General features: G+C 68.0%; 32 protein-coding genes. 27 read left to right on the forward strand and 5 right to left on the reverse strand.

The features are described from left to right. The first annotated feature begins 49 nt into the window (after positions 1-49). The 9 genes from IPK69_02310 (at position 50) to IPK69_02350 (ending at position 9065) form a co-directional block, all read left to right on the forward strand. Positions 50-517 carry a DUF669 domain-containing protein gene (locus tag IPK69_02310; protein QQS09477.1) on the forward strand — a complete coding sequence of 156 codons (468 nt, stop codon included), beginning with the start codon at positions 50-52 and terminating at the stop codon, positions 515-517. 62 nt (positions 518-579) lie between these two features. Then, positions 580-903 (forward strand): RusA family crossover junction endodeoxyribonuclease, encoded by a 324-nt coding sequence (locus tag IPK69_02315; GenBank protein ID QQS10398.1) that lies wholly within the window; start codon positions 580-582, stop codon positions 901-903. Continuing rightward, the gene (locus tag IPK69_02320) at positions 893-1651 is read left to right on the forward strand and encodes a ParB-like nuclease domain-containing protein (protein QQS09478.1); all 759 of its coding nucleotides are present in this window, start codon (positions 893-895) and stop codon (positions 1649-1651) included. Before IPK69_02315 ends, IPK69_02320 begins: the two co-directional genes overlap by 11 nt. After that, entirely contained in the window at positions 1648-2547 is a 900-nt protein-coding gene (locus IPK69_02325; GenBank protein ID QQS09479.1) for a hypothetical protein, read from the forward strand. The genes IPK69_02320 and IPK69_02325 overlap by 4 nt, the downstream gene beginning before the upstream one ends. Then, positions 2547-4268 (forward strand): DEAD/DEAH box helicase, encoded by a 1722-nt coding sequence (locus IPK69_02330; GenBank protein ID QQS09480.1) that lies wholly within the window; start codon positions 2547-2549, stop codon positions 4266-4268. Before IPK69_02325 ends, IPK69_02330 begins: the two co-directional genes overlap by 1 nt. Then, complete coding sequence (locus IPK69_02335) at positions 4268-6442, forward strand: DUF3987 domain-containing protein (protein QQS09481.1); 2175 nt, start codon at positions 4268-4270, stop codon at positions 6440-6442. The genes IPK69_02330 and IPK69_02335 overlap by 1 nt, the downstream gene beginning before the upstream one ends. A 330-nt stretch (positions 6443-6772) precedes the next feature. Next, entirely contained in the window at positions 6773-7141 is a 369-nt protein-coding gene (locus IPK69_02340) for a hypothetical protein (GenBank protein QQS09482.1), read from the forward strand. Between the two features lie 71 nt (positions 7142-7212). Further along, a complete protein-coding gene (locus tag IPK69_02345; protein ID QQS09483.1) occupies positions 7213-7449 on the forward strand; it encodes a hypothetical protein in 237 nt (78 codons plus the stop codon). A 170-nt stretch (positions 7450-7619) separates the two neighbouring features. Beyond that, complete coding sequence (locus IPK69_02350; GenBank protein ID QQS09484.1) at positions 7620-9065, forward strand: ParB N-terminal domain-containing protein; 1446 nt, start codon at positions 7620-7622, stop codon at positions 9063-9065. Positions 9066-9073: 8 nt separating this feature from the next. Here the strand turns inward: IPK69_02350 and IPK69_02355 are convergent, their stop codons facing one another. The 5 genes from IPK69_02355 to IPK69_02375 all read right to left on the reverse strand — a co-directional run bounded on the left by IPK69_02355 (position 9074) and on the right by IPK69_02375 (position 10975). Beyond that, positions 9074-9331, reverse strand: coding sequence for a hypothetical protein (locus IPK69_02355; protein ID QQS09485.1), 258 nt, complete (start codon positions 9329-9331; stop codon positions 9074-9076). 3 nt (positions 9332-9334) lie between these two features. Then, positions 9335-9880 carry a winged helix-turn-helix domain-containing protein gene (locus tag IPK69_02360; GenBank protein QQS09486.1) on the reverse strand — a complete coding sequence of 182 codons (546 nt, stop codon included), beginning with the start codon at positions 9878-9880 and terminating at the stop codon, positions 9335-9337. A gap of 93 nt (positions 9881-9973) precedes the next feature. Next, on the reverse strand, positions 9974-10258 hold the full coding sequence (locus IPK69_02365; GenBank protein QQS09487.1) for a hypothetical protein: 285 nt from the start codon (positions 10256-10258) through the stop codon (positions 9974-9976). 30 nt (positions 10259-10288) lie between these two features. Beyond that, positions 10289-10552: a hypothetical protein gene (locus tag IPK69_02370; protein QQS09488.1), complete on the reverse strand. Its 264-nt coding sequence runs from the start codon at positions 10550-10552 to the stop codon at positions 10289-10291. A gap of 69 nt (positions 10553-10621) precedes the next feature. Further along, positions 10622-10975, reverse strand: a complete 354-nt coding sequence (locus tag IPK69_02375; protein ID QQS09489.1) for a hypothetical protein — start codon at positions 10973-10975, stop codon at positions 10622-10624. A gap of 170 nt (positions 10976-11145) precedes the next feature. Between IPK69_02375 and IPK69_02380 the strand changes: the two genes are divergently transcribed. The 18 genes from IPK69_02380 to IPK69_02465 all read left to right on the forward strand — a co-directional run bounded on the left by IPK69_02380 (position 11146) and on the right by IPK69_02465 (position 24544). Continuing rightward, positions 11146-11415 carry a hypothetical protein gene (locus tag IPK69_02380; GenBank protein QQS09490.1) on the forward strand — a complete coding sequence of 90 codons (270 nt, stop codon included), beginning with the start codon at positions 11146-11148 and terminating at the stop codon, positions 11413-11415. Then, a complete protein-coding gene (locus IPK69_02385) occupies positions 11405-13690 on the forward strand; it encodes a phage terminase large subunit family protein (protein QQS09491.1) in 2286 nt (761 codons plus the stop codon). Before IPK69_02380 ends, IPK69_02385 begins: the two co-directional genes overlap by 11 nt. Beyond that, positions 13687-13875 (forward strand): hypothetical protein, encoded by a 189-nt coding sequence (locus IPK69_02390; GenBank protein QQS09492.1) that lies wholly within the window; start codon positions 13687-13689, stop codon positions 13873-13875. Before IPK69_02385 ends, IPK69_02390 begins: the two co-directional genes overlap by 4 nt. An 89-nt stretch (positions 13876-13964) precedes the next feature. Beyond that, the gene (locus IPK69_02395; GenBank protein ID QQS09493.1) at positions 13965-14186 is read left to right on the forward strand and encodes a hypothetical protein; all 222 of its coding nucleotides are present in this window, start codon (positions 13965-13967) and stop codon (positions 14184-14186) included. Positions 14187-14201: 15 nt separating this feature from the next. Beyond that, the gene (locus IPK69_02400; GenBank protein QQS09494.1) at positions 14202-15749 is read left to right on the forward strand and encodes a phage portal protein; all 1548 of its coding nucleotides are present in this window, start codon (positions 14202-14204) and stop codon (positions 15747-15749) included. Then, a complete protein-coding gene (locus IPK69_02405; protein ID QQS09495.1) occupies positions 15739-17682 on the forward strand; it encodes a hypothetical protein in 1944 nt (647 codons plus the stop codon). The genes IPK69_02400 and IPK69_02405 overlap by 11 nt, the downstream gene beginning before the upstream one ends. Positions 17683-17811: 129 nt before the next feature. After that, positions 17812-18159, forward strand: coding sequence for a DUF2190 family protein (locus IPK69_02410; GenBank protein ID QQS10399.1), 348 nt, complete (start codon positions 17812-17814; stop codon positions 18157-18159). Positions 18160-18176: 17 nt separating this feature from the next. Beyond that, entirely contained in the window at positions 18177-18566 is a 390-nt protein-coding gene (locus IPK69_02415) for a hypothetical protein (GenBank protein QQS09496.1), read from the forward strand. Continuing rightward, entirely contained in the window at positions 18566-18871 is a 306-nt protein-coding gene (locus IPK69_02420) for a hypothetical protein (GenBank protein QQS09497.1), read from the forward strand. Before IPK69_02415 ends, IPK69_02420 begins: the two co-directional genes overlap by 1 nt. After that, positions 18868-19299, forward strand: coding sequence for a hypothetical protein (locus IPK69_02425; GenBank protein QQS09498.1), 432 nt, complete (start codon positions 18868-18870; stop codon positions 19297-19299). The genes IPK69_02420 and IPK69_02425 overlap by 4 nt, the downstream gene beginning before the upstream one ends. A gap of 2 nt (positions 19300-19301) precedes the next feature. Continuing rightward, positions 19302-19559 (forward strand): hypothetical protein, encoded by a 258-nt coding sequence (locus IPK69_02430; protein ID QQS09499.1) that lies wholly within the window; start codon positions 19302-19304, stop codon positions 19557-19559. A 12-nt stretch (positions 19560-19571) separates the two neighbouring features. Then, on the forward strand, positions 19572-20000 hold the full coding sequence (locus tag IPK69_02435; GenBank protein QQS09500.1) for a hypothetical protein: 429 nt from the start codon (positions 19572-19574) through the stop codon (positions 19998-20000). Next, positions 19985-20521 carry a hypothetical protein gene (locus IPK69_02440; protein QQS09501.1) on the forward strand — a complete coding sequence of 179 codons (537 nt, stop codon included), beginning with the start codon at positions 19985-19987 and terminating at the stop codon, positions 20519-20521. The genes IPK69_02435 and IPK69_02440 overlap by 16 nt, the downstream gene beginning before the upstream one ends. Positions 20522-20541: 20 nt before the next feature. Continuing rightward, positions 20542-20763 carry a hypothetical protein gene (locus IPK69_02445; protein QQS09502.1) on the forward strand — a complete coding sequence of 74 codons (222 nt, stop codon included), beginning with the start codon at positions 20542-20544 and terminating at the stop codon, positions 20761-20763. After that, positions 20760-21260, forward strand: a complete 501-nt coding sequence (locus IPK69_02450) for a hypothetical protein (GenBank protein QQS09503.1) — start codon at positions 20760-20762, stop codon at positions 21258-21260. Before IPK69_02445 ends, IPK69_02450 begins: the two co-directional genes overlap by 4 nt. After that, positions 21257-21694, forward strand: a complete 438-nt coding sequence (locus IPK69_02455; GenBank protein ID QQS09504.1) for a hypothetical protein — start codon at positions 21257-21259, stop codon at positions 21692-21694. Before IPK69_02450 ends, IPK69_02455 begins: the two co-directional genes overlap by 4 nt. Then, positions 21695-23695: a hypothetical protein gene (locus IPK69_02460; protein QQS09505.1), complete on the forward strand. Its 2001-nt coding sequence runs from the start codon at positions 21695-21697 to the stop codon at positions 23693-23695. Between the two features lie 30 nt (positions 23696-23725). Next, the gene (locus tag IPK69_02465; protein QQS09506.1) at positions 23726-24544 is read left to right on the forward strand and encodes a hypothetical protein; all 819 of its coding nucleotides are present in this window, start codon (positions 23726-23728) and stop codon (positions 24542-24544) included. Positions 24545-24547 lie beyond the last annotated feature (3 nt).

Raw genomic sequence — 24547 nt, forward strand, 5'->3', positions numbered from 1 at the left:
CCATCCATCGCACATCCGCTCTCGCACCTCTGCACAAGGAACCTGACCCATGGCCAGTTTGAACAACTTCGACGCCTCGCAAGTCGATCCCTCCGTGGCGCTCGACCCGCTCCCCGCCGGCAAGTACCTCGCCGTCATCTCCGAGTCGGAGCTCAAGCCGACCAAGACCGGCGTCGGCAAGTACCTCCAGCTCACGTTTCAGATCATCGACGGCGAGTTCAAGGGCCGCCTGGTCTGGGCCCGCCTCAACCTCGAGAACAAGAGCGAGATGACGGTCAAGATCGCTCGCGGCGAGCTCTCGGCCATCTGCCGCGCCATCGGCGTCATGCAGCCCAAGGACTCGGTCGAGCTGCACAACGTCCCGCTGGAGATCAACGTCGGGCTGAAGAAGCGCGACGACAACGGCGAGTTCACCAACGTCATCAAGGGGTACGCCAAGAAGGGTGGCGGATCGCCGGTGGCCCGCCGCGCTCCCGTTGGCGTCGGCCCGGGGAGCACGCCACCCTGGAAGCGATAGGCCCACATGGTCGTGTCCTCGAGCTCCCGTACCCGCCCAGCGTGAACCACATCTGGCGGCGGATGGGCTCCAGGACCGTGCTGAGCCGCGAGGGACGGCGCTACCGCGCGAGCGTGTGCGCCGCCCTCGCGGCGAGGCGGGTGGTGCGGATGAACGGGCGGCTCGAGGTGCGTGTCACCGTCTGCCCGCCCGACAACCGCCGCCGCGACCTCGACAACGTGCAGAAAGCCCTGCTCGATGCGCTCGCCAAAGGCGGTGCGTACCGCGACGACTCGCAGATCGATCGGCTGGTGGTTGAACGCGGCCCGGTGACGCCGGGCGGCAAGGTGCTGGTGGTGATCGAGCACATCGCTCACCCGGGATCGGAGACCGAGCATGAGCACTGAAGAACTGAGCCTGACGAGCCTGAAGATCAACGGCGGAACGCAGCCGCGGGAGGCGATCTCCGAAGAGACGGTGTCCGAGTACGCCGAGGCCCTGCGCGAGGGCGCGGTTTTCCCGCCGGTGGTGGTGGTCCGCGACGGCGCAAATCTCTGGCTGGTCGACGGGTTCCACCGGTACCACGCCCACCGGCGCTGCGGGCGGGAGACGATCGCCGCGGACGTGCGCGCCGGCACGCTGCGCGACGCCGTGCTGCACTCGCTGTCGGCCAACGTCGAACACGGGCTGCGCCGGACCAACGCCGACAAGCGTAAGGCCGTTCTCACGATGCTCACGAACGCACTGGTCGCGACGGACGACGATGGCAATCCGTGGTCCAACCGCGAGGTTGCTCGGCGTTGCTGCGTCGGTCCGGATCTCGTGGGCCGTCTTCGAGGCTCACTATCCGAAAACGATAGTGAGCCTTCCCAGACTACCCGCTCCTACACCACCAAGCACGGCACGACCGCCGTGATGAAGACCCGGAACATCGGCCGCCGGAAGGCCGGCAACCCCGACCGAACCCGCGGTGCCATCGCCCCGAACGCGATGACGCCCGTCCGCGGGCACTCCACCCCGAGCAAGAAGACGGCCATCGAGCTGCCCCACGACCCGCGCTGGGCGGCCCGGAGCCTCCTGAGCGCCATGGGCGCGGAGTTCGTCCGCGCCCTGATTCCCGAACTGACCCACTGCCTTGAAGGAGCCCACGAATGACCACGATGACCCCTCGATTCGCCCTGAACGCCGCCGCCAGCGCCGAGACCGCTGTCGAGCGGGCCCGACGAGCCTCCCGCAACGCCACGCTCTCCCTTTCCGGCCCCGAGCCGACAGTCACCCGCGTGCTGGTGACTCCCGCGATGGCGATGGACTGGCTCGACAACGCCAACACCTCCAACCGCAAGGTCAGCGACGCGCACGTCCAGCGCCTCGCCCGCGACATGGCGAGCGGAGAATGGAAGCTGACGCACGAGGGCATCGCCTTCGACCCCAGCGGCATCCTGCTCGACGGCCAGCACCGGCTCTGGGCGGTGGTGATGTCCGAGACGCCCATCGAGATGCACGTCTGGCGGAACGTCACCCGCGAGGCGCTGATGGCGATCGACTGCGGGAAGTCCCGCTCGCTCTGCGACGTTCTCCGTCTCGGCGGCGGGCACGGAGAGGTGGGAACGACGGACCTGGCCGTGCTCCGCGCGATGCTCGGCGGGCTCGCCGGGCCCGTCGCCCTTACGCCCTCCCAGGCGGCCGAAGCGCTGGGCAAGCACGCCGCCGCGGTCAAACTCGCGGTTGAGGCGCTGCCGCGTGCCCGGTGGATCGCGTGCGCGGCGACCCGGGCCGTCATCGGACGGGCGTACTACTCGTGCGATCACGACCGGCTCCGCGAGTTCGGGCGGATGCTCGGCACCGGCGTGGTGCCCGAGGGCGGTGCCGTGGCCGTGGTGCTGCTCCGTCAGTTCCTGTGCGAGAAGGCGGGCCACTCGCGGCAGGCCGGGCACGAGCGGTACACCAAGACGCAGCGGGCCCTCGTCGCGTTCCTCAAGGGCGAGGCGATCTCCAGGCTGTACGCGGCGACGCAAGAGCACTTCCCCCTGCCCGAGGAGGTGGCCCGCTGATGATCGTCGCCACCCCCTCGACGCCGAGGATCGAGCTCCGCCCGTACCAGCGCGAAGCGGTGGACCAGGTGTACGCGCACCTCCGCGGTCGGGATGACAACCCGTGCGTGGTCATCCCGACCGGCGGGGGCAAGACGCCGGTGATCGCGACGATCTGCCGCGACGCCGTCACGCAATGGAACGGACGAGTCGTCATCCTCGCGCACGTCAAGGAACTCCTCGAGCAGACTGCCGAGAAGCTTCGGTTCATCGCGCCCGACCTGCCCGTGGGCATCTACTCGGCGGGCCTCAGGCGCAAGGACCTCGGCTACAGCGCCACCGTCGCGGGCATCCAGAGCATCTGTAAGAAGGCCTGCGACCTCGGGCCGGTCGATCTGATCATCGTGGACGAGGCCCACATGGTCCCCGCCGAGGACGACGGGATGTACCGGCAGTTCATCTCCGACGCCAAGGTCGTGAACCCCAACGTCCGCGTCATCGGGCTCACCGCCACGCCGTACCGCCTGAAGTCCGGCGCGATCTGCGCCCCCGAGAACATTCTCAACCACGTCTGCTACGAGGTCGGCGTTCGCGAGCTCATCGTGCAGGGATTCCTGTCGCCGCTCAAGACCAAGGCGGGCATCCAGAAGATCAGCACCGACGACCTGCACGTCCGCGCCGGCGAGTTCGTCGCCAGCGAGGTCGAGGACCTTATGGACAAAGACGGGCTGGTCGAGGGCGCATGCGCGGAGATCGCGCAGCACACCAAGGACCGCAGCGCCACGCTGATCTTCTCCTCGGGCATCCGCCACGGGCAGCACATCGTCGATGTGCTCAAAGCCAAGCACGGCATCGAGTGCGGCTTCGTCACCGGCGACACGCCCGACGGCGTGCGGGCGGCGATCCTCGGCCGCTTCCGCTCCGGCGAGCTCAAGTACCTGTGCAACGTCAACGTCCTCACCACCGGCTTCGATGCCCCGCACATCGACTGCGTTGCGCTTGTGCGCCCGACCATGTCGCCGGGCCTGTATTACCAGATGGTGGGGCGGGGCTTCCGGCTGCACCCTGGCAAGACTGAGTGTCTCGTGCTGGACTTCGGCGGCAACGTGCTCCGGCACGGGCCGGTCGACGCGATCCGAATCGCCACCGACGATCGCGGCGACGGCGAAGCCCCGGCGAAGGAGTGTCCGAACTGCCAGGCCCTCATCGCGGCGGGATACCAGACCTGCCCGCAGTGCGGGCACCAGTTCCCCGATCCGAACCGCCAGCAGCACGAGGCCAAGGCCAGCACCGAGGGCATCCTCAGCGGCCAGACCACCCGCGAAGAGCACCGTGTCAGCGAGACGACGTATCACGTCCATATGAAGCGGAGCGATCCCTCCGCGCCCCTGACCATGCGGGTCGAGTACCGCGTCGGCTTCAACCGCTACTTCCGCGAGTGGGTCTGCTTCGACCACTCCGGATACGCGCGAACGAAGGCGGAAGCCTGGTGGCGGGCACGATCGGTCGAGCCGGTGCCCGGCGGTACGGAGGAGGCGGTCGACATGGCCAAGGCCGGGGCGCTCGCCCCGACGCTCTCGATCACCGTTGAGAAGAAGGCCGGCGACCAGTTCGAGCGTGTCACCCAGCACGTGCTTGGCGACAAGCCGCCGCGTTTGGACAGCGAGGAAGGCCTGCCGGACCGGCCGCCGGAGCCCGCGGGCATGACGTACGGCATCCCCGAAGACGAGATTCCCTTCTGATGAGCGATGGATCCTCCATCCTGCTCGAGTCGGCGCGCACGTACCTCGCACGCGGGTACGCGGTCATCCCTGTGCCGGCGCGGAAGAAGATACCCGTGCTCAAGGGGTGGACGGACCTGCGCCTTTCCGAGAGCGACCTACCAGCGCACTTCAACGGCACCGGCAACATCGGCGTGCTCCTGGGCGAGCCGAGCGGGTGGCTGGTGGATGTCGACCTCGACTGCGAGGAAGCGGTGGCGCTCGCGCCCAAGTTCCTGCCGCCGACGGGCGCGATGTCCGGACGGCCGGGCAAGCCCGCGTCGCACTGGTGGTACATCTGCGAGGGGATCAAGACCCGCAAGCACCAGGACCCGGTGTCGAAGAAGATGATCGTCGAGCTGCGGAGCACCGGGGCGCAGACCGTCGTTGGCCCGAGCATCCATCCCAGCGGGGAGCCCTACGACCACCTCGACGGCGATCCCGCCGTGGTCGACGCCGGGGAACTGGCCGCCGCCGTCGCTGCGCTGGCTGAGGCCGTGACTGAGGCCAGGCACGGGCGCAAAGAACGTCCGCGTTCACAGCCAGAGGCGCTCGGAACGCCGACGTTCCCAGCGGGCGACGCCGTGCTGCGCCGCGCCGCGGCGTACCTCGACCGCATCCCACCAGCGATCTCCGGCTCGGGCGGGCACAGCCAGACGTACGCGGCAGCGACGGCGATGGTGCACGGCTTTGGGCTCGACCCGGAGGCGGCGTTCTCGCTGCTGCGGGAACGGTACAACCCGCGGTGCGAGCCGCCGTGGTCGGAGAAGGAACTGCGGCACAAGGTGACGGACGCCGCCAGCAAACCGCACGACCGTCCGCACGGGTGGTTGCGCGATGCGGGTCCCGCCGAGTCCAGCGACGTTGATCTGTCCGAGTTCAACCCTGAGCCCAGGCGTGGCGTCGTCGAGCGGGCCCGCTCGGAGCGTCCGCCAGATCCCGGTCCGTTCCCCGCCCACCTGCTCCGCGTGCCTGGATTCATCGAACAGGTCGTGGCGTACAACCTGGCCACGGCGACGCGCCCGCAGCCCGTGCTCGCCCTCGCGGCCGCTATCTGCCTGCAGGCCGTGCTCGCGGCCCGCAAGGTCCGCGATGAGCGCGGCAACCGCACCAACGTCTACTGCGTCGGCGTCGCACCTTCCGGCGCTGGCAAGGACAATGCCCGCAAGGTCAACAAGAACATCCTCTTCGCCGCCGACATGGTCGAGCACGAGGGCAACGAGGACCTCGCGTCCGACGCCGGGCTGGTGACCGCGGTGGAGGCCGAGCCGGCGGTCCTGTTCCAGATCGACGAGTTCGGCCGCTTCCTGCGCACCATCGGCGACCCGAAGAAGGCCCCGCACCTGTTCAACGTGCTGACGGCGCTGATGAAGCTCTACAGCAGCGCCGACACGATCTTCCGCGGCAAGGCCTACGCCGACGCCAAGCGGAACAAGGTGGTCGACCAGCCGTGCGTCAGTGTCTACGGCACAACTGTCCCCGAGCACTTCTTCGAGTCCCTCACCGCCGACAGCCTCAGCGACGGGTTCATCGCTCGCTTGCTCGTGTTCGAGTCGGCCGAGACGCCGGCGCGGCAGCGGGCCAAGGCGTTGAGTGTTCCCGAACCGCTGAAGCAGGCAGCGGAATGGTGGGGAGCGCAGCAGCCCGGGGGCAACCTCTTCAAGGAGCACCCCAAGCCGATCGTGGTCGAGACCACGCCGGAGGCGGGCGATGTGTTCGATGCGCTTGCCTCAACGGTGGATGCCGAACTGGGCAAGCCCGACGAGACGGGGCGGTCGCTGTGGGCCCGCGCCGAGGAGAAGGCGTGCCGCCTCGCGCTGATCTACGCGTGCTCCGCGAACGCCGAGAAGCCCGTGATCGACGCCGACGCCGCCCATTGGGCGTGCGACCTGTCGTCGTACCTCACCCGCCGCATGCTCTACATCGCCCACGAGTGGGTCGCCGACGGCGTCTTCGACGCTCGGCAGAAGCGCGTCGTGCGAGTGGTGCGCAAGGCGGGCGGAAGGATCTCCCGCAGTGAACTCTGCCGCAAGACCCAGTGGCTAACCCAGCGGGAGCGGCAGGAAGTCATCGACAACCTGCTGGAGACACAACAGTTGCGGCAGGAAGAGGAATCCTCCTCGACGCGGCCGAAGGTGGTGTATGCCCTTGCCTGAACCGGATCTTTCAATCTTTCAACTAGTCACCGCGCGCGTAGGCGATACGCGCACGCGTGGGCACGCGCACGGGCGGAAGGGAGGTATTGAAAGATTGAAAGATCTCTCTCTTCCATCATGTACTTCTCCCCTCCCGCCCCACCGCGCCCATGCAGGTCGCGTGCCAGCCCGCGCCTACCGCCAGCCCAACAGCCCGAAGCCGAACGGCGGGGAGGCGGATGGCGTTAGGTACTTCCCGGGCCAGGTCGCGAGGCTTGGCCCGCGGGAACAGCCGCGGGACCAATCAGAGTTTCTTTCGTCTGTCCGAGCGCTTGTGGAGGTCGCGAATGCATGGATGCACTGATGCAGGAAGAGTGGCGCAAGGCGGCCGGCAAGATGGCCAGCAAACTCCGTGCGGACGCTCGCAACGGCGTGATGCTGGCGTCGCCCTGGCCGCGTGCCGTTCACAGCATGGTGGTCGGCTGGCAGATCCGTCTGAGCCAGCCGCCGACGTCTCCGCGCCCGAGGCGATGGCGTCCGACGTGGGAGGTGTTCGCGGTTCTGGCGGTCGAGAACGCGATCACCGCTCTGAAGCACGTCAATCGCCCAGCGTGGCACAAGTGGGCGGCGTCCAGGGTGACCCCGACGCGTCGGTACATCCCCAAGCGCAACCGCCCGCCTGCACTCCGATCTCAGCCCCAGGGGTTCTCAAGCTCCTGAGTCAGCAGCGGCACCTGTGCGCACTGTCGGGGCGGCCCCTGACTCCGGAGTCGGCGGCGCTCGACCACATCGTGCCCATTCGACTCGGCGGTCAGCACATCATCGAGAACGCGCAGATCCTCGACAAGGACGTCAACCGCGCGAAGAACGCCATGACCAACGCCGAGTTCATCGCGCTGTGCCGCGAGGTCGTTCGCTGGTGCGGGGTCGCCGGCGTGTTGGACTGCGGAGCCAATCCCGGCTCCGAACACCCTCCGAATCCGCTGGGTGCCGCCCCGCCCGCCAGAAGCGACTCGGGGCGTTGGTAGGCCCTCCCGCCAAGGACGCGACGTGGGCCAACGTGGGCGGACCCGTGGCCAACGGGCGGGGCCTGTAGTGGGCGGGATTCGGGGCGCTGAGCGCCCCCCGGACGGGCCCGTCAGCCCGAGCGATCCAGCCAACCAGCGATCCAGCCATCCCAGCCCCCCGGACCTGCCGCATGTGCGGCGGGCCACCACGACGCCCCACGCGCTGGCGCTTGCCGCCGCGCGTCCGAACGGAGATCGCTGTGAACATCGAGACGCTTCCCATCGACGCGGTCAAGGAGTACGACCGCAACCCCCGCACGATCAGCGACGCCGCCATCGACGCGGTCGCCAAGAGCATCGAGGCCTTCGGCTTCAAGATCCCGATCCTGATCGACGCCGACAACATCATCATCGCCGGGCACACGCGGCTCCGCGCGGCGCGGAAGCTCGGGCTGAAGGAGGTGCCGACAATCCGCGCCGACGACCTCACGCCCGACCAGGTCAAGGCGCTGCGCATCGCCGACAACAAGGTCGCGTCGCTGACCTCGTGGGACATGGAACTGCTGCCCATCGAGCTGGCGGACCTCAAGGGTGTCGACTTCGATCTCGCGCTGCTGGGCTTCAGCGCCGAGGACCTCGCGGCGATCATGGCTCCCGCCGGCAACGAAGGTCTCGTCGACCCCGACGATGTGCCCGCGCCGCCCGACGCCGCGACGACGATCCCCGGCGACATCTGGGTGCTGGGCAACCACCGCTTGATGTGCGGCGACTCGTCCAAGCCCGAGGACCTGGACCGACTGCTCGACGGCCAGCCGATCCATCTGGTCAACACCGACCCGCCGTACAACGTGAAGGTCGAGCCGCGGAGCAACAACGCGATCGCGGCCGGGCTGTCGTCGTTCACGATGGCGCAGCGGAAGGACGCGAGCGCCGGCGACCAGCAGTCGGCGGACCTGCACCGCTACCCCGAGAAGTCCAAGCCGACGCACAAGAAGCTCCGGGCCAAGGACCGGCCGCTGGCCAACGACTTCGTGTCCGACCAGGAGTTCGACCGCCTGCTCGCGGCGTGGTTCGGCAACATCGCCCGCGTGCTGATCCCCGGCGGGGGCTTCTACATCTGGGGCGGCTACGCGAACTGCGCCAACTACCCGCCGGTGCTCAAGGCGATGGAGCTGTACTTCAGCCAGGCGGTGATCTGGATCAAGGAGCACCCGGTCCTGACGCGCAAGGACTTCATGGGCAACCACGAGTGGTGCTTCTACGGCTGGAAGGAGGGCGCGGCGCACCGCTTCTTCGGCCCCAACAACGTGCCGGACACATGGAGCATCAAGAAGGTGAACCCGCAGAGCATGGTCCACCTGACGGAGAAGCCCGTCGAGTTGGCCCGCCGCGCCATCGAGTACTCGTCGCGGCCGGGCGAGAACGTGCTCGACCTCTTCGGCGGCAGCGGGAGCACCCTCATCGGCGCGGAGATGACGGGGCGGCGGGCGTACCTGATGGAACTCGACCCGCTCTACTGCGACGTCATCGTGCAGCGATGGGAGAAGTTCACGGGCCGCAAGGCGGAGCGGGTTGGCTCAAACGCTGTGGCCGAAGAGAAAGCCGCGACACGCGTCGCGGCTGGGAGCAAGGCGTGATGTGTGTCTCACTCGTCGAGGGTCGGCAGCGGGCCGTCGACCGCTTCGTCCCATTCGAGGGCGTAGCGCTCGGCGATGTCCTCGAGGTCGTGCTCGGTCAGGTAGTCGGCGGTCTTCCGTTCCTGGCAGGCGGCGACGGCCCGCGCGAGGTCGGTCCACTCTTCGATGGTGAGCATCTGGTCTTGGCGTGCGCCGAGCAGGTAGAGAGCGGCCTGGAGCACGGCTTCGAGTTGCGCTTCGCGGTTTGGGGCGGGCGTCGCGGTCATGGTTCAGGCTCCCTTCCCCGCGACGAACACCCCGCGCTCGTGCTTCTTGAAGCGGGCGGCGGTGCCCTTGGCGGCGATCTCGCGGATGATGGCGGCGTACAGCGTGGCCTCGGGCGTCTTACCGCCGGGGGAGCGCCACAGCCCCTTGGCCTCCATCGCGGCGATCATCTCCTTGGCCCGCATCGGCACCTCGCTCGCGGCAAGCACCTGCGCGGCGGCGTCGAGGGCGCTGACGCGCTTGGGCTTTGGGGCCTTCGGCGTCTTCGGGGCCTTGGCCGTCTTGGGTGCCTTCTCACTCTTGGCCTTCGTCCCCTTGGCAGCCACATCCACGTTCGCGTTGTTGGCGACCTCTTTCTCGCTTGGGACCTCGTGGTCCTGCTTGCCGCCCGCCAACCGGCCGTTGATCTCGGCGAGCGCCGCCTTGCGGAGGCGCTCCGTGCTGGAGGCTTTGGCGTCCGGGGCGGCCTTCGCCGCCGCGCGGGCCTTGCGGGCGTCGCCCATCTCGCGCTGGACCTTGCCCATGTTCTTGATCGTGCCTTTGCGTGCCATGTCGAACTCCTTCTGTCTCGTGCGGAATCCCGCCGCACGCTGCGGCGGGGAAGCGTGGTCGTCGCGGTTCCCCGCGACGCCGCGTGGGGTCTGTCAGCAGCCCGCGACGCGCTCCATCTCGGTGAGCACTTCGTGGACCATCGAGTTGGTGGCGGCGGCCCGGCCCCGTCGATCGGTCCCGTAGACCACCTTGGCGACCTCGGTGGCTTTCGCGTAGCGGCTCTCGCGGTCCTCGTCGCGGGCGATGTGCGCGATGCAGATGTCCTGCCTGCCCGCTCGCCGGGTGTGCTGTTCGATGGTCACTTCCGCGCCGCGGTCGGTGCGGCGGATGGTGATGTCTTGGTCGATGCCCTCGATCACGATCGTCTTGATGGTCATGGCGTGGCTCCTTGCGGTTGGTGGTTCTGGTTACTCGGCGTCGTTCAGGAAGGCCTCGACGTGCTCGCGGTCCATGTTGCTGAGGAACCCGACCAGGTCGATCAGGTCGCTGCGGACCTTCCCGAGGCTTCCCGCGAAGCCCCAGTTGCGCGGGTCGGCCTTGGCGGCGTCGGCGTGCTTCTCGAGTTCCATCTGCAGCACATCCATCAGGCGGGCGATGTCGTTGCGGCGAGCGGCGTACATCTCTGCGGCGGTCGGTTCTGGCTTCGTGGTCTTGGGGGTGCGCTTCGTCATGCTCGTGCTCCTTGGGGTCGGGGGTTCTGGTGGTCTCTGGTAAACAGCGAAGCCCGCATTACGCGGGCTTCAGGTCGTCGGGCGGTTGTCGCTGGGGCGGTCCCAACTCGTCGTGTCTTTGGGCTGGCCGACCGCCCGGAGGTAGTCGATCAGTTCGTCGGCGGTCCAGGTATCGCCGTCGATCGCGTCGTGCTCGTTGGGGGCGTCCTCGTTCTCGCGGTCGATCTCGAAGAGGCGGAAGCCACCGAGCGCTCCGGGGCGTGGTCCCCAGTGGCCGTCGAGGTGGCGTCCGCGACCCGCGGGAACCGTGGCGATGCTCCAGCAGCGTCCGTCCGGCGTGTGGAGTTCGATCGCGGGGATTCGGAACCCGGCCTTGGCCAGGGTCTTGGTGAGGTCGATCGTGGTCTTCGTGGTCGCGTCCATGTTCGTGGTCTCCGTCGCGTGCGGTGGGTTCGTTCTTGCCGCTCGCGTGTGACACACATTGGCCGGCTGATGGGGAACAGGCAAGGCGTTCGGCCTGCATTTCTCGATGAATCCGCGACATGTGGGCAACTGCGTCCGCGATGTGGGCAAGTTCGCGAGGGAGGTCCGCGATGACTCCCGAACACGCGCCTAGTTCCGGGCCCCACGGCGCATCGGGACAGGGAACCTCCCGGCTCAACCCCGCCGCGCTTGGCGTCGCGGATGCCGCGCGGGTGCTCACGCGCATCGGGGGAGCAAGCGGCAAGCACATCACCGAGGAGATGCTCCGCGCCGACATCGACGCAGGCGCGCCGACGAACGCGAACGGCACCATCAACCTCGTCCACTACGCCGCGTGGCTCGTGAAGGAGATGTCCGTGGGGGGTGCAGGTGGCGATTGACCCACGCCAACTCAAGCCCGGTGAGCTCGCGCGGCTGCTCAACAGCACGCCGCTGGGCGAGGTGATCAGCGAGCGGCAGCTCCACCGACATCGCACGCGCGCGGGGTTCCGCGTCGCGGCCGACGGCGACGCGGGCAAGGTCGATCTCTTTCGTTACGTGGCGTGGCTGGTGACGACGCGGCACGAGGCCCTGGCCGAGGCGGCCCGCACACCCGAGGGGCTCACGGGCTACGAGGCGATGAAGGAGCGGGCTCGGCTCCGCAACGCCATACTCTCGCTCTCGGGCCGCGACATCGGCGACCTGCCTCCCGTCGCTGACCCCGCGCGGCGTGCGCGGGCCGCGAAGGACTTCCGGTACTTCTGCGAGACGTACTTCGGGCAGACGTTCCACCTCAGGTGGTCCGACGACCACCTCAAGGTCATCGCCAAGATCGAGCAGGCCGTGCTGGACGGCGGGCTGTTCGCGATGGCGATGCCGCGCGGCTCGGGCAAGACCAGCCTGTGCGAGGTGGCGTGCCTGTGGGCGCTGCTGTACGGGCACCGCGAGTTCGTCGCGCTCATCGGCTCGGACGAGGAGCACGCGGCGGGGATGCTCGAGTCGATCAAGGCGGAGCTGGAGAACAGCGAGATCCTCGGCGCGGACTTCCCGGAGGTCTGCCATCCCATCCGGTCTCTCGAGGGCATCCATCAGCGGGCTTCAGGGCAGCTCTACCAGGGGAAGCAGACGCATATCGGCTGGACAGCCCGCGAGATCGTGCTGCCGACCATCCCGGGCTCGGCGGCGTCGGGCGCGATCATCCGCGTCGCCGGGATCACCGGCCGCATCCGGGGCATGAAGCACAAGCGCGTCGACGGCGTGAGCGTGCGCCCGTCGCTGGTGCTGATCGACGACCCGCAGACCGACGAGAGCGCCCGTTCGCCATCGCAGTGCGCCAACCGCGAGCGGATCCTTGCCGGCGCGATCTTGGGGCTGGCCGGTCCGGGCCGGAAGATCGCGGGGCTCATGACGCTGACGGTCGTCCGGCCCGACGACCTAGCTGACCGCATTCTCGATCGGGACAAGCACCCGCAGTGGCAGGGCGAGCGGACGAAGATGGTGTACTCGTTCCCCACCGCAGACCGCTTGTGGGCCGAGTACGCCCGGCTGCGTGCCGAAGGGCTCAAGGCCGACCAGGGCGGAGCAGTGGCGACCGCGTTCTACAAGACCCATCGCGCGGAGATGGACGCGGGGGCGGTCATCGCTTGGCCCGAGCGATTCAACCACGACGAACTGTCCGCCGTGCAGCACGCCATGAACCTGCGGCTGCAGAACGAGGCGGCGTTCTTCGCCGAGTACCAGAACGAGCCGCTGCCGGAGGTCGAAGTCGCCGACGACCTGCTGAGCGCCGACCAGATCGCCGCCAAGGTGAACGGGCACGCCCGCGGGCTCGTGCCCCTGGGGTGCTCGCACCTGACGATGTTCGTGGACGTGCAGGGCAAGGCCTTGTTCTATCTCGTGGCCGCATGGGAGGACGACTTCACGGGGCACGTCATCGACTACGGGACCGAGCCGGACCAGAAGCAGGCGTACTTCACGCTCCGCGACATCAAGCGGACGCTCGGGGCCGCTTCTCCCCGTGCCGGCGTCGAGGGTGCGATCTACGGCGGGCTGGAGCGTCTTATCGAACAGACCGTTGCCCGCGAGTGGCGGCGCGACGACGGTGCGATGGTGCGGATCGACCGCTGCCTGATTGACGCCAACTGGGGATCATCCACGGATGTGGTCTACCAGTTCTGCCGCCAGAGCCCGCACGCGAGCGTGCTGATGCCCAGCCACGGCCGATACGTCGGTGCGAGCAGCCTGCCATTCAGCGACTACAAGCGCAAGCGGGGCGAGCGAGTTGGGCTGAACTGGCGCGTCCCGGTGGTCACCGGCAAACGAGCGGTGCGGCACGTGCTCTTCGACACGAACTTCTGGAAGTCGTTCGTGCATGCGCGGCTCGCCGTGCCGATGGGCGACCCGGGCGGTCTGTCGCTCTTCGGTCACAAGCCCGAACATCACCGCCTCCTCGCGGAACACCTGACCAGCGAGTACCGGGTGCGGACCGAGGGACGTGGACGCACCGTCGACGAGTGGAAGCTCCGCGTCGAGGGTCTCGACAACCACTGGCTGGACTGCATGGTCGGGTGCGCTGTGGCGGCGTCGATGGAGGGGGCGGTGCTCTTCGGGACCGACGCCAAGGTGGTCGCGCGGCCGCGGCTGAAGCTCTCGCAACTGAGGAGAGGCAAGCCGTGAACGAGCCCAAGCCATCACCACGACCGAGCGGGGTCCAGGCCAGGGGGCTGGCGTGTCCGAAGTGCGGGTGTCGTCACTTCGAGGTGCTCTACACCCGTGCGGCGCTTGGAGGCGTGATCCGCCGCCGTCGCGCGTGCCGGAACTGCGGCCGGCGCGTGACGACCACCGAGCGGCTCGGAGCCTAAGCGAGCCAGCCGAGTTCTACCGGTGGAACAACTTCGCACATTCGGGACACGCGGTTCGGGATCAGAGTGTGCAACGGGTTAGGTGCTCTATGGAGAACTGCGCCTTGCCCGACCCCACCCCCAATCTTGACCAGGCCATCCGCGACAACGCGTCGCAGCCTGCAAAGGCGTCCGTGGACGGCCAGTCCGTCGAGCAGCACCCGCTGAAGGACCAGATCGAGGCCGACCGCTACCTCGCGTCCAAGGACGCCGCGAGGAAGCCCGGCCTCGGCATCAAGTTCGCCAAGATCGTTCCTCCCGGTTCCGTCTGACCCGATCTCACGCCCATGCTGAAAGCCATCGCCAACATCATGAGCCGGGTCGGTCGCGGGACGCAGACCGGCTCCCCCTCCCCGGCGGCGTCGCGAGACTCGCATGGACGTGGGTCGCGCGGCGGCCGTCGTTTGGTCGTCGCCAAGTTCGACTCGGCACAGACCACCGCCGACAACCGCAAGCACTGGGCGAACGCCGATGGCCTGTCGCCCAACGCCGCCATCAACCCCGAGGTCCGTCGCGTCCTCCGCAACCGGGCCCGCTACGAGGTCGCCAACAACAGTTACGCCAAGGGCATCGTCCTCACGCTCGCCAACGACACCATCGGCACCGGTCCCCGGCTGCAGATGCTCACCGGCGACGCCGAGGCCAACGCCCGTATCGAGGACGCGTTTGAGCAGTGGTCCCGGGCGGTCGACCTGCCCGGCAAGCTCCGCACCATGCGGATGGCCCGCGCCGAGACTGGCGAGGCGTTCGCGCTCTTGGTGAACAACCCCGGAGTCCTGTCCCAGGTCTCGCTCGACGTGAAGCTCATCGAGGCCGACCAGGTCTGCTCGCCCCTTATCCGTCGTGGCCGGAGCGATGAGATCGACGGCATCCTGCTGGACCAGTGGGGCAACCCCTCCGCGTACCGCGTGCTCAAGCGGCACCCCGGCGACAGCAGCGCTCTCCGTGCCCCTGCCGACGATCTGCTGGCGTACGACACGCTCCCCGCCGCGGCGGTGGTGCACTACTTCCGGGCCGATCGGCCGGGCCAACTCCGCGGCATCCCCGACATCACGCCCGCGCTCCCGCTGTTCGCGCAGCTCCGCCGGTACACATTGGCGACGATCGCGGCCGCCGAGACCGCCGCCAACTTCGCCGCCGTGATCTACACCGACGCGCCGGCCAACGGCGAGGCCGATCCGCTGGAGCCGATGGACGAGGTGGAGCTTGAGCAGCGTCTCGCCACGGTGCTTCCGGGCGGATGGAAGCTCGGCCAGGTCCATGCCGAGCAGCCGACGACGACCTTCGGCGAGTTCAAGCGCGAGATCCTCAACGAGATCGCCCGCTGCCTGAACATGCCGTTCAACGTCGCGGCGGGCAACTCCTCGGGTTACAACTACGCCAGCGGCCGCCTGGACCACCAGGTGTACTTCAAGAGCATCCGCGTCGAGCAGCACCAGATGCAGCTCGCCGTGCTCGACCGCATCCTCAAGGCCTGGCTCAACGAGGCGGTGCTGGTCGAGGGTCTGCTCCCGCAGTCGCTCCGCACGATCGCACGCACGCTCCCGGACCACGCGTGGTTCTGGGATGGCGTCGAGCACGTCGATCCCGCCAAGGAAGCAAGCGCCCAGGCTACGCGTCTGGCCAACCACACCACCACGCTCGCCGTCGAGTTCGCCCGGCAGGGTCGCGACTGGGAGCAGGAACTCCGCCAGCGGGCCAAGGAGCTCGCGCTCATGAACGAGCTCGGCCTCGCACTCGCAACCGCACCGGCTGCCGCTCCGGCCCCGAACGCGCCCGCCGAGAACACCGACCCCGCAGACACCGTTGACGAGGAGACCGCCAGTGCCAACTGACTCCATGAAGATCCTCCCCGCGCTCACGTTCACCGCGACTGCGGACATCACCTTCTCCGCCGCGGCGGACGGTCAGAGCGCGCCGCTGCCCCGGTTCAAGATGGTCGCGTACACCGGCGGCGCGATGCGCGTCGCGGGGTGGCGCGCCCCTGTCGTGATCGATCTCGCGGGCCTGGCTGTACCGTCGCAGGCACGCCCCATCCGCTTCGGGCACGACCCGCTCTCGGGCGTCGGCCACACTGACGCGATCCGCGTGGAGGCCGGTCAGCTCGTCGCGACTGGGGTCATCTCCCGCGACACGCCCGCCGCCAAGGAAGTCGTCGCCTCCAGCCGGAACGGATTCCCCTGGCAGGCCTCCGTCGGCGCGAGCGTCGAGGAGTTCGAGTTCATCAAGGACAACCAGAAGGCGACGGTCAACGGCCAGGAGATCACCGGCCCGGTGAACGTCGTCCGCAAGGCCACGCTCGGCGAGATCAGTTTCGTGGATCTCGGCGCAGACGGCCGCACCAGCGCGAGCATCGCCGCGCGTCTTCACAAGGAGCCCAGCGTCATGGCCGACGATTCCAATCCCACTCCGTCTCCCTCCGCGAATGCCCCCGTCACTGGCACCGAGCAGACGCCCGAGCAGATCCGCGCCGCGGCGCTGGCCGAGACGGCCCGCATCGACGCGATCCGCAAGGTCTGCGGCGGCAAGCACACGAGCATCGAGGCCCAGGCCATCCGTGACGGCTGGGACGCGACCCGCACCGAGCTCGAAGTGCTCCGTGCCAGCCGCCCCAAGATCCCGTTCGTTCAGACTCCGGACACGAGCGTGACCACCGAGGTGCTGGAGGCCGCGTGCTTCCAGAGCGCCAAGCTCGAAGGCATCGAGAAGGTCTGCTCGGAGCAAGCAATGGACGTCGCCGCCAAACGCTTCAATGGCGGCCTAGGCCTGCAGGAACTCCTCTTCGAGGCCGCGATCGCCAACGGCTACACGGGCCGCACGTTCCGTGACAGCCGCCGCGTGCTCGAAGCCGCCTTCGGTCGCGGGATTGAGGCGGGCATGACCACCATCGATGTCGGCGGCATCCTGTCGAATGTCGCCAACAAGTTCCTGCTCGAAGGGTTCTTCTCGGTCGAGCGCGTGTGGCGGAACATCTGCGCGGTCCGCAACGTCAACGACTTCAAGACGGTCACCAGCTACCGCCTCATCGGTAAGGACCAATACGAGGAGATCGGCGCGGGTGGCGAGATCAAGCACGGCACGCTCGGCGAAGAGACCTACACCAACAAGGCCAGCACCTACGCCCTGATGCTGTCGATCGATCGCCGCGACATCATCAACGATGACCTCGGCGCGATCACCACGGTGCCCCGCAAGCTCGGCCGGGGCTCGGGCCTGAAGATCAACGACGTCTTCTGGACGGCGTTCCTGAACAACGCGGCGTTCTTCAGCGCCGGCAACAAGAACTTCGTCACCGGCGCGGATACGGCGCTCGGCATCGATGGTCTGACCAAGGTCGAGCAGGCGTTCATGGACCTGGTGGACTCCGATGGCAAGCCCACGGGCGTGATGCCGTCGATCATGCTGGTGCCCACGGCGCTCTCGGCCATGGGCACGCAGCTCTACAAGAGCGTCGAGCTCCGGGACACCACCGCGAACACCAAGTTCCCGATTGCCAACCCACACCAGGGCAAGTTCCGCATCGAGGTCAGCCGCTACCTGGCCAACGCCGTCTACACCGGCAACTCCGCCAAGGCGTGGTACCTGCTGGCGGACCCCAACGACCTGCCGGTGATCGAGGTCGCGTTCCTCGACGGCAAGGAAGCCCCGACGGTCGAGAGCTCGGAGGCCGACTTCAACATGCTCGGCATCCGGATGCGTGGGTACCACGACTTCGGCGTCAACCTGCAGGACCCGCGTGGCGGCGTCAAGAGCAAGGGCGAGGTGTAAGCCATGCCCGGGCAGGTCAGCACAGGCGCTGGGGGGCTCGGCGAAGAGCTCCCCGGCGACCTTCAGAGCGGCATCGATCAGCAATCGGGCATCGACACCGATGGCCCACCAACAGATGGAGGTTCAGGTATGGCTTCAGGACCAGCGAAGTTCGTTCAGGAAGGCGGCTCGATCGACTACACCCCGGGCGCGGATGTGCTCGTCGGCGCAGTGATCGTGCAGGCCGATCTCATCGGCGTGGCGCAGGCACCGATCAAGGCGGGGCAGTTGGGGTCGATCGCCGTCACCGGCGTCTTCGACTTCAACAAGGCGGTCGGCGCTGGCAGCGCCATCCCCGCGGGCACGCTCACGTACTGGGATGCGGCCGCCCAGAACGCCACCAAGAACGCGGCGGCGGGCGCGAACAAGCTGATCGGCAAGGCGGTGAAGGCCACCGTCGACGCCGACACCGTCGTTCGCGTGCGGCTGCAGCAGTAGCCCCCAAGGAGCCACTCGTGGGTGACCTGCTCGATCGCGGCGCGGCGTTCCTCGACGCCCAGCGTCACCAGCACCTCTCCCGCCCGGTCCTTTACCGGCGTGGCACGGACGAGAAGGAAGTCCAGGCCACCATCGGCAAGACCGAGTTCGAGCAGGTCGACGACGTTGGGGGGGCGGGGCTCATTCACCGGGTGGAGTCGCGGGACTTCCTCGTGCGGACGGCGGAACTGGATCTGGGCGCTGGCCCGATCCTCCCGCGGGCGGGCGATCAGGTGCGTGAGACGGTTGGGGCGAGCGTGTTCGTGTACGAGGTCAATGCCCCCGGTGGACAACCGCCCTGGCGCTACAGCGACCCGTACCGCAGGCTTCTTCGGATTCACACCAAGCACATCGGCACGGAGACGTGATGGCGGACTCAGGCAACAACTCCAACGGACAGAATGGCAGCGCCCGTTGGGCCGGCGTGGTCGTCACGGTTGTGCTCGCGGCCGGCGCGATGACCGTCCAATGGGGCGTGGTCACCACCAAGCTCCAGCAGGTGGAGAAGCGGCTCGACGAGTTCATCGGCGAGGCCCGCAGCATCCGCGCTCAGTACGCCGAGATGGAACGCAAGATCTGGTTCCTGGAAGGCAAGCTGTCCGGACTGACGTCCAACTCGCCGCGCCAGAGTGTGCCAACCACGGGCTCCCCGGTGATCGGAGGTGGTCCGTGAGCACCATCGCCGCCCTCGCCGACGCCGTCGCGGCGCACGTGAGCGCCGGGTCCTACGGACAGCCCGTCACGGCCGTCCGGATGTACCAGCCCGCGTTCACGCTAGAGGACCTCAAGGACCTCAGCGTATCGGTGGTGCCGCGCACGGTGCAGATGACCCCGGTGACGCGGGACAGCCTGGCCATCGAGTATGTCATCGACGTGGGCGTGCAGAAGAAGCTCCCTGCCGAAGGGGCGGACGCGGCGATCGATGAGCTGCTCGTGCTGGTCGAGGCGATCGCGGATCACCTGCGGTTCAAACGGCTGGAGGACTTCCCCGAAGCGGCGTGGGTCGGGATCAGCAACGAGCCGGTGGTGTCGAGCGAAGCGCTCGAGCAGCACCGGGTGTTCACGAGCGTGCTCAGCGTCACCTACCGGGAGCGGAGGTAGCCATGCGCAACACGATCATCTTCGGCGTGGCGATGACCGACGAGCTCAAGCCGCTGGCGACGCAGAAGACCATCGCCACCTTCACGCTCACCGCGTCGCACAAGAACACGCAGGACCTGCTGCTCTCGGACGGCAAGACGGACCCGATCGATGTCGCGCCGGGCACGCAGTACTACTTCGAACGGGTCAACCTGGCGGACATTCTGGTCAAGAGCAAGGCGGGCGAGATGGTCTTTGTGGTCGGCCACAGCGCCGAGTGAAAGGAGTCAGCGATGGCGATCAAGCTCGGCATGGAGGCAGCCCTCAAGTACAAGGTCGGCGGTCAGGGCGGCGCGGGTGCGTGGACGGCGCTGGGCAACACGCGGGACGTGACACTCAACCTCGAGGCGGGCGAGGCGGATGTGACCACGCGTGCCAACAGCGGCTGGCGGGCGACGGTCGCCACGCTTAAGGAGGCGAGCGTCGAGTTCGAGATGGTCTGGGACACTGGCGATGCCGGGTTCACCGCCATCAAGAACGCCTTCTTCAACAACGACCCCATCGGCCTGCAGATCCTCGACGCGGCCGCGGGCCAGGGCCTGCAGGCGGACTTCTCGATCACCAACTTCAGCCGCAGCGAGGCCCTCGAGGAGGCCATCACGGTGTCGGTGACGGCGAAGGTGACGTATTCGACCACGGCGCCCTCATGGATCGGCAGCTAAGCACGGAGGCACGGATGCGGCAGTTCAAGGACAACGCGGGTCGGACCTGGACGGTGGACATCAACGTCGCCACGCTCAAGCGCGTGCGCGGGCTCACGGGCGTCGACCTCATGCAGGTCATCGAGGGGACGCTCATCGAGAAGCTCATCCGCGACCCGGTGCTCCTGTGCGATGTGGTCTACGCCGTCTGCAAGCCCGAGGCCGACTTGGCCAAAGTCTCCGACGAGGAGTTCGGCAAGGCGATGGCGGGCGATGCCATCGAGGCCGCGACGGGCGTGATGCTGGATGAACTCATCAGTTTCTGCCCGAGCCCGAGGGACCGGGCCAACCTCGGGCGGGTGCTCCAGGCCACCAACCGGGTGCTGGACAAGGCCCGCGACCTGACGGAGAAGCGGATCGAGAAACTGACCAGCGAGAGCGAGCTGGACAGGCTCGTGAACCGGATGGTCCCCGACCCGCCGACGCCTGGAAGTTCATCTACCAGTGCGCCGGAGCCCTCGGCCTCGACCCCGGGCCCCTGACGCTGCGGGAGTTGGTCGCCATGCTCGACGGCCGTCAGCGCCACGACTGGTCGATCGCCGCCGCCGTCATGTCCGTGGTGGCCAACACCGCCCGCGATCCCAAGCGATCCCGCCTGCTCAAGCCATCCGACTTCGACCCATTCAACAAGCCCGCCCGCCCCGTCAGGGTTGACGTGTCGGTCCTCAAAGACGTGTTCATCGACCGCCGCATGCCGGAGGTCGCCAAGGAGACTCGCGCATGAAGAGCCTGTCCACTCGCCACTACGTCTACATCGGTGCCCTGATCCTGCTGGCGCTCGTGCTCGCGTCGTGCGCCGGCCTGGACCTTGGTGACATCGTCAAGGTCAAAACGCCCAACACCATCCAGCAGACCACCGGCCTGCCGTCGACGCTCAGCCTCAACGAGGCGGAGGTCGAGTACCAGAACTGGTTCAACCTCACGCAGACCACCGGCGCGCAGTGGAAGGGCAACATCGAGAAGGCCGGCGAGATCCGCGGGCTGCTGGGACAACTCACGCTCTCGGCCCTCGACACCGTTGGCCCGACCGTCGCAGGCTTGCCCGTGCTCGGGCCGGCGCTGCCCGCGCTCACCGGCATCGTCGGACTGTTCATCGGGTCGGGCCGTCTCCGTAAGGAGAAGGAGGCGTCGTTCAACAAGGGCCTGGAGAAGGGCAGCGGTCTCGCTGGCACCGGCGGCGGGAATGGCGGTTCGGTTGGGGGGGCGGGGAGTGGTGCGTGATCACCATGCGGATCAAAGACATGTTCTTCGACCGCCACGTCGTCATGGCGGCGGTCGACAACGCCAAGCGGAAGGTGCTCAGCAAGGCCGGCGCGTTCATCCGCACGGCGGCCAAGACGAGCATCCGCATACGCAAGGGGTCGGCTCCTCCCGGGGCCCCGCCCCATTCGCACGAAGGCAGCCTGCGTCGGCTGATCCTCTTTGGGTACGACAAGCCCAACGACTCGGTGGTCGTCGGGCCGGTGGGATTCAAGAAGAGCGAGGCACCGAGCGCTTTGGAGCATGGCGGCGAAGTCATCGTGCTTCGCAGACGCGGTGGCAAGCTCACCTCGCAGAAGGTCAAGATCGCGCCGCGGCCCTACATGGCCCCGGCGCTGGAGAAGGAGCGGCCCAACCTGCCGCTCCTGTGGCGGAACTCGATCAAGAAAGGGTGATTGAACGTGGCCGATACGCGGGGCATCCGAGCCGGGCGAGCCTTCATTGAGCTGGGCGTCAGCGACAAGCTGTCGGCTGGCCTGAAGGCAGCCCAGAAGAAGCTCGAGGCCTTCGGCGCTGGGCTGCGGTCCATCGGCACGAAGATGGCGGGCATCGGTGTCGCGGCGATCACCGCGTTGCTCGGCACGGCGAAGGTGTTCAGTGACTCGGGCGACGCGCTCGACAAGATGAGCGCCCGCACGGGCGTGAGCGTTGAGGCCCTCAGCGAGCTCGGTTATGCGGCTGACCTCTCGGGCACGGACATGGAGACGCTGGAGAACGGCCTCCGCGTCATGCAAAGGACGCTCACGGAGGCGTCACAAGGGTCCAAGGGTGCGAACGAGGCTCTCGCGCGGCTGGGGCTGACGGTGCAGGACCTCGCCAAGCTCTCGCCCGACGAGCAGTTCAAGCTGCTGGCCGACCGGATCTCCCAGATCCAAGACCCGGCGCTCCGGGCCGCGATGGCGATGGAGCTCTTCGGCAAGGCGGGAACGAAGCTCCTGCCGCTGATGGCCGACGGCGCTGCGGGCATCAACGAGATGCAGGAGCAGGCCCGCAAGCTCGGGCTGACGGTCAGTACCGAGACCGCTCGCGATGCTGCAGAACTGAACGACGCGCTGGGCACGCTCTGGAAGGTCCTTAAGCAGGGTGTGTTCACGATTGGCGGGGCGCTCGCGCCGACGATCAAGGACCTGACCGAGCGGATCACCCGCATCGTCGTCAGCGCCACCGCGTGGGTGAAGGCGAACAAGGAAACGGTCGTCTGGGCGCTCAAGGTCGCGGCGGCGGTCGCCGTCGCGGGGATTGCCATCGTCGGCCTGGGCTACATCATCTCAGGCATCGGCGCGGCGATTGGCATCGTGGCCGCCGTCATCGGCGGGATCGGCACGGCGTTCAGCTTGATCGGAGCCGCCATCGGCGCGATTCTGACTCCGGTCGGCCTGACCATCGGCGCGATCGTGGCGCTCGGCGGCACACTGCTGGTGGTCACCGGCGCGGGCAGCGAGGCGCTGTCGTGGCTCGCGGAGAAGTTCACCGAGCTGCGAGATTGGGTCGGCAAAGTGGTCGGCGGCATCTCCGACGCCCTCGCCGCCGGCGACATCGCACTCGCAGCCGAGATCCTGTGGCTGTCGCTCAAGGTCATCTGGCAGCAGGGCGTCGCGGCGCTCAACAAGGCGTGGCTGGGCGCGAAGGAGTTCTTCGCCTCCACGGCGTATGCCATGTGGTACGGAGCTCTGGCGGCGGCGGAGATCGTGTTCCACGCACTCGAGGTCGCGTGGATCGAGACCACCGCCTTCCTGTCAAAGACATGGACCAACTTCGCCACCGGCTTCCAGATGATCTGGGAGGAAGCTTCGTCGTGGGTCGCCAAGCGAATGCTGGAGATTCAGGGGCTGTTCGATGACGGGCTCGATGTGGACGCCGCCAAGAAGGCAGTCGATCAGCAACTCGAATCCCGCCTTGTCGAACTGGAGAACGCTGCCCAGCAGTCGGTGACGGCACGCGAGGGGCAGCGCGAACAGCAGCGCCGCGATGCGGCGGCGATGCACGAAGCGACGCTGGCCGCGATCGGCCAGGACTTCGAGAACGCCCAACAGGCCCTGCGCAAGGACACGGAAGCCGGGCTCGCCGAGTCGCAGGCAGCGCTCGATGCCGCAAAGCAGAAGCTCGCGGCCGCGATCGAGGAGGCCCGCAAGAAGCGCGAGGCCGCAGACGCCGAGAAGGGGCCAGGTCGGCCACAGCGGGATCTGCTGGCCGACTTCGAGGATCGCCTGTCCGGCCTCGGGGCGGCCATCGGCAAGGGCATCAGCGTCACTGGGACGTTCAGTTCGGCAGCCGTCTCCGGTCTGGGCACGGGTGGCGACGCCGCCGAGCGCACTGCCAGCGCCACCGAGCAGACCGCCCGCAACACCAAGCGTCTGCTGGATGCCAGCGTCGACAACGGGCTGCGGTTCGCCTGACCCCATCCCACAGAAAGGAGTTCATCGTTCGTGCCGGTTGAGGTCTTTGAGAAGTTCGAGAGCCGCCGCTCCACCAAGGCGAACCAAGCCTCGCAGTCGTCTGCGGAGCTTGGCTACATCGTGCGCGGCACGGCCGACGACCTCGCGGCCCGCACCGCAGCGCAGGCGGCCTCCCCAGCGGCCTACGACACGCTCCCGCGCCAGACTATCCAGATCGAGCCCATCGGCCCGCAGCTGTGGGACGTCACCGTCCGCTACAGCCAGAACGCCTCCACTGGCACGAGCACCCCGAGCGAGTCATCGTTCACGTTCGAGACCGGCGGCGGCACCCAGCACATCACCCAGAGCCTGCAGACCATGCAGCGCCGCCCAGCGCCGGGCACCACCGCGCCCGACTTCGGCGGCGCGATCGGCGTCACCGCCGACGGCGTCGAGGGCGTGGACATCACGGTCCCCGTCTACCAGTTCTCCGAGACGCACTACTTCACCGATGCGCAGGTCACCGCGTCGTACAAGGGCGCGATCTTCTCGTGCACGGGCAAGACCAACGCGGGCTCGTTCCGCGGGTTCGCGGCGGGCGAGGTGCTGTTCCTGGGCGCGACGGGCTCCAAGCGCGGCGACGGCCCCGATGACGACTGGGAGATCACCTTCCGGTTCGCCGCGAGCCCCAACCAGACCAACCTGACCGTCGGTCCCGTCAGCGGGATCAACAAGAAGGGGTGGGAGTACCTCTGGGTCCGCTACGCCGACGCGGAGGACTCGGGCTCCGGCGCGATCATCAAGAAACCCATCGCCGCGTACGTCGAGCGCGTGTACGACCAGGCCAACTTCGGAGCGCTGGGAATCTAAAAC

The sequence above is a fragment of the Phycisphaerales bacterium genome, assembly GCA_016699835.1.
Classification (GTDB): Bacteria; Planctomycetota; Phycisphaerae; order Phycisphaerales; family UBA1924.

What these genes read in the sequence shown, in the direction of transcription:
- IPK69_02310 (QQS09477.1), top strand. Translation starts at nt 50, where the DNA reads ATGGCCAGTTTGAACAACTTCGACGCCTCGCAAGTCGATCCCTCCGTG.
- IPK69_02315 (QQS10398.1), top strand. Translation starts at nt 580, where the DNA reads ATGGGCTCCAGGACCGTGCTGAGCCGCGAGGGACGGCGCTACCGCGCG.
- IPK69_02320 (QQS09478.1), top strand. Translation starts at nt 893, where the DNA reads ATGAGCACTGAAGAACTGAGCCTGACGAGCCTGAAGATCAACGGCGGA.
- IPK69_02325 (QQS09479.1), top strand. Translation starts at nt 1,648, where the DNA reads ATGACCACGATGACCCCTCGATTCGCCCTGAACGCCGCCGCCAGCGCC.
- IPK69_02330 (QQS09480.1), top strand. Translation starts at nt 2,547, where the DNA reads ATGATCGTCGCCACCCCCTCGACGCCGAGGATCGAGCTCCGCCCGTAC.
- IPK69_02335 (QQS09481.1), top strand. Translation starts at nt 4,268, where the DNA reads ATGAGCGATGGATCCTCCATCCTGCTCGAGTCGGCGCGCACGTACCTC.
- IPK69_02340 (QQS09482.1), top strand. Translation starts at nt 6,773, where the DNA reads ATGGATGCACTGATGCAGGAAGAGTGGCGCAAGGCGGCCGGCAAGATG.
- IPK69_02350 (QQS09484.1), top strand. Translation starts at nt 7,620, where the DNA reads ATGTGCGGCGGGCCACCACGACGCCCCACGCGCTGGCGCTTGCCGCCG.
- IPK69_02355 (QQS09485.1), bottom strand. Translation starts at nt 9,331, where the DNA reads ATGACCGCGACGCCCGCCCCAAACCGCGAAGCGCAACTCGAAGCCGTG.
- IPK69_02360 (QQS09486.1), bottom strand. Translation starts at nt 9,880, where the DNA reads ATGGCACGCAAAGGCACGATCAAGAACATGGGCAAGGTCCAGCGCGAG.
- IPK69_02365 (QQS09487.1), bottom strand. Translation starts at nt 10,258, where the DNA reads ATGACCATCAAGACGATCGTGATCGAGGGCATCGACCAAGACATCACC.
- IPK69_02370 (QQS09488.1), bottom strand. Translation starts at nt 10,552, where the DNA reads ATGACGAAGCGCACCCCCAAGACCACGAAGCCAGAACCGACCGCCGCA.
- IPK69_02375 (QQS09489.1), bottom strand. Translation starts at nt 10,975, where the DNA reads ATGGACGCGACCACGAAGACCACGATCGACCTCACCAAGACCCTGGCC.
- IPK69_02380 (QQS09490.1), top strand. Translation starts at nt 11,146, where the DNA reads ATGACTCCCGAACACGCGCCTAGTTCCGGGCCCCACGGCGCATCGGGA.
- IPK69_02395 (QQS09493.1), top strand. Translation starts at nt 13,965, where the DNA reads ATGGAGAACTGCGCCTTGCCCGACCCCACCCCCAATCTTGACCAGGCC.
- IPK69_02400 (QQS09494.1), top strand. Translation starts at nt 14,202, where the DNA reads ATGCTGAAAGCCATCGCCAACATCATGAGCCGGGTCGGTCGCGGGACG.
- IPK69_02410 (QQS10399.1), top strand. Translation starts at nt 17,812, where the DNA reads ATGGCTTCAGGACCAGCGAAGTTCGTTCAGGAAGGCGGCTCGATCGAC.
- IPK69_02420 (QQS09497.1), top strand. Translation starts at nt 18,566, where the DNA reads ATGGCGGACTCAGGCAACAACTCCAACGGACAGAATGGCAGCGCCCGT.
- IPK69_02430 (QQS09499.1), top strand. Translation starts at nt 19,302, where the DNA reads ATGCGCAACACGATCATCTTCGGCGTGGCGATGACCGACGAGCTCAAG.
- IPK69_02435 (QQS09500.1), top strand. Translation starts at nt 19,572, where the DNA reads ATGGCGATCAAGCTCGGCATGGAGGCAGCCCTCAAGTACAAGGTCGGC.
- IPK69_02440 (QQS09501.1), top strand. Translation starts at nt 19,985, where the DNA reads ATGGATCGGCAGCTAAGCACGGAGGCACGGATGCGGCAGTTCAAGGAC.
- IPK69_02445 (QQS09502.1), top strand. Translation starts at nt 20,542, where the DNA reads ATGCTCGACGGCCGTCAGCGCCACGACTGGTCGATCGCCGCCGCCGTC.
- IPK69_02450 (QQS09503.1), top strand. Translation starts at nt 20,760, where the DNA reads ATGAAGAGCCTGTCCACTCGCCACTACGTCTACATCGGTGCCCTGATC.